Source organism: Pseudomonas sp. WS 5051, from assembly GCF_012985715.1.
GTDB classification, from domain to species: domain Bacteria; phylum Pseudomonadota; class Gammaproteobacteria; order Pseudomonadales; family Pseudomonadaceae; genus Aquipseudomonas; species Aquipseudomonas bubulae.
Genome location: NZ_JAAQWV010000030.1, coordinates 1 through 2365, shown reverse-complemented (window position 1 = coordinate 2365; position 2365 = coordinate 1). Strand labels below are relative to the sequence as shown.

3 protein-coding genes are annotated in these 2365 nt (G+C 60.2%); all 3 read left to right on the top strand.

Translation table 11 applies throughout. The annotated features are described in order from the left end of the window. Window positions 1-76: 76 nt before the first annotated feature. The 3 genes from HBN79_RS23795 to HBN79_RS23785 all read left to right on the top strand — a co-directional run bounded on the left by HBN79_RS23795 (window position 77) and on the right by HBN79_RS23785 (window position 2342). Window positions 77-379 (top strand): hypothetical protein, encoded by a 303-nt coding sequence (locus HBN79_RS23795; RefSeq protein WP_203304377.1) that lies wholly within the window; start codon window positions 77-79, stop codon window positions 377-379. Beyond that, on the top strand, window positions 379-729 hold the full coding sequence (tnpB, locus tag HBN79_RS23790) for an IS66 family insertion sequence element accessory protein TnpB (RefSeq protein ID WP_153439332.1): 351 nt from the start codon (window positions 379-381) through the stop codon (window positions 727-729). The genes HBN79_RS23795 and tnpB overlap by 1 nt, the downstream gene beginning before the upstream one ends. Before the next feature lie 62 nt (window positions 730-791). Next, on the top strand, window positions 792-2342 hold the full coding sequence (locus HBN79_RS23785) for an IS66 family transposase (protein WP_153439334.1): 1551 nt from the start codon (window positions 792-794) through the stop codon (window positions 2340-2342). Window positions 2343-2365 lie beyond the last annotated feature (23 nt).

Sequence of the window (2365 nt, the reverse complement as noted above, 5' to 3'; positions counted from 1 at the left end):
GTAAGCGTCCAGCCCTACCACCTGTAACCCATTCGACTCGGTCGGCATCCTGTGCTCTTTTCGTCGGGAGAGTTACATGGAACCAATGTCAGTGCGGCGCGAGTTATGGATCGCACATGTTCAAGCCTGGCGTAGTAGCGGATTGACGCAGGTTGCTTACTGTCAGCAGCATGAGCTCAGTTCCAAGAGGCTGGCCTATTGGATTAAACGCGGCAACCCAAACCCGGCAGAGTTGCCGCTGACGTTGGTGCCGGTGACGCTGAGGCATTCGCCCGCTACTGTGCAACTATTGTTGCGCCATGCCAGCGGCTGGTCGTTGGCGTTGCCGTCCTCTGTCGAGCCTGCGTGGTTGGCCGAGTTGCTGCGGGGGATGGTCTGATGCCTGGCTTTTCGTTTGCGCCAACTCAGGTTTGGCTGGTGATCGAACCGGTCGATATGCGCTTGGGGATCGATGGGCTTTCGGCGCGCATTCAGCTGTCGCTGGGACGCTCACCTTGCGATGGCACGGCCTACGCTTTTCGCAATCGACGTGGCACGCGGATCAAGTTGTTGCAGTGGGACGGCACGGGCGTCTGGCTGAGTCAGCGGCGTTTGCATCGCGGCAGTTTCGTGTGGCCGAGTGCCGGCGAACGGCTGTTTACCTTGAGCCAAGATCAATGGCAATGGCTGATAACCGGGGTCGATTGGCAGCGACTGGAGGCTCGGCCAATGAGTCATTTACAGGTGTAAAAACGTGCGCTGAAAGCCAGTATTTTCGGGCCTTCCAGACTTTTTTCGGTTAAAATCCACGCATGGATCTAACCGCCGAACTCGCCTCTTTAAACCTCGACTGCGTCCAGCAGGAAGGCGTCGTTGCGGTCGTTTTGCCGCTGCAACTGCAAGCAGCGCAAGTCGAGAGTTTGCACGCAAAGTTCAAACTCGCAGAGATGAAAATCCAAGCGTTGACCCTTGAACTGGCGCACCTCAAGCGCATTCGTTTTGGAGTCAAAAACGAAGCCCTGTCGCCGGAACAGCGTGATCTATTTCGCGAGACACTCGAGATTGATAGCGCCGCCATTGAGGCCGAAACCGAGCAGCAACTGCCTGCGCTGCGTGCCCAGCGTCAGCGTGCCGGTCGGCAACCGCTGCCGGAGCATCTGCCGCGCATCGACCATCGTCACGAGCCAGAAAGCTGCACCTGTGGTGAGTGCGGCGGCGCGCTGGTCAAGATCGGTGAAGACATCAGCGAGCAGTTGGACGTTACACCTGCAACGTTTTTCGTGCACCGACACATCCGTCCGCAATACGCCTGCCGGCCGTGCGAACGCATCGTCGCCGCGCCGATCCCAGCGGCCGTGATTGATGGCGGCATGGCGGCTGCCGGTTTGATCGCGTGGGTGCTGATCAGCAAATACGTCGATCACCTGCCGCTCTATCGCATCGAACAAATCGCCGCGCGAGCCGGTGTAACGCTCGCGCGCTCGACCTTGGCTGACTGGGTCGGCCGCTACGGCGTCGCGCTGCAACCACTGGCAGATCGATTAAGCGAGCTGTTAAGGCAGCGATGTTTGCTGCATGCCGATGAAACACCGGTGCAACAGCTCGATCCCGGCCAGGGCAAAACCAAGCGCGCCTACCTTTGGGCCTATCGCAGCGGCGACCTTGATGACGGTCCACAAATTGCTGTGTTCGATTATCAAGCTGGGCGCAGCGGTGCGCATGCGCGCGCCTTTCTGCAAGACTGGAAAGGCCATCTGGTGGTCGATGACTATGCCGGCTACAAAGCGCTGTTCACCACTGGCGTCACTGAAGTCGGCTGCATGGCCCATGCCCGGCGCAAGTTTTTCGAGCTGCACAAGGCCAATCAAAGCCCGGTGGCGGGCGAAGCCTTGCAGCGCATTAGCGAGTTGTACGAGATCGAAGCGCGCGGTCGCGATGCTGCCAACGCCGAGCGACAAGCCCTGCGCGAACGCGAGGCGCTACCCAAGCTACAGGCCATGCAGGCGTGGCTGCAAAGCACGCGAGACACCATCGCCGATGGCGGCGGCCTGGCTCGTGCCATGGACTACAGCCTGAAACGCTGGCCGGCGCTGTCGCGCTACGCCCAGAGCGCGATCTTGCCGATCGACAACAACCCGGTCGAGAACGTCATCCGGCCGATTGCTTTGGGCAAAAAGAACTGGTTATTTACCGGTTCAGAGCGCGCCGGCCACCGTGCCGCCGCGATCCAGAGCCTGCTGGCAACCGCCAAACTGAACGACCTCGAACCCGCCGCCTGGCTCAAAGCCACACTGGAAAAACTCCCCGCCTGGCCCAATAGCCGGATCGATGAGCTACTACCGCTGGGTCCACAGCCCGAGTAAAGGTGGGGCGGCTGGACGCTTAC

Coding starts and splice junctions, on each gene's coding strand:
- HBN79_RS23795 (WP_203304377.1), top strand. CDS start 77: ATGGAACCAATGTCAGTGCGGCGCGAGTTATGGATCGCACATGTTCAA.
- tnpB (WP_153439332.1), top strand. CDS start 379: ATGCCTGGCTTTTCGTTTGCGCCAACTCAGGTTTGGCTGGTGATCGAA.
- HBN79_RS23785 (WP_153439334.1), top strand. CDS start 792: ATGGATCTAACCGCCGAACTCGCCTCTTTAAACCTCGACTGCGTCCAG.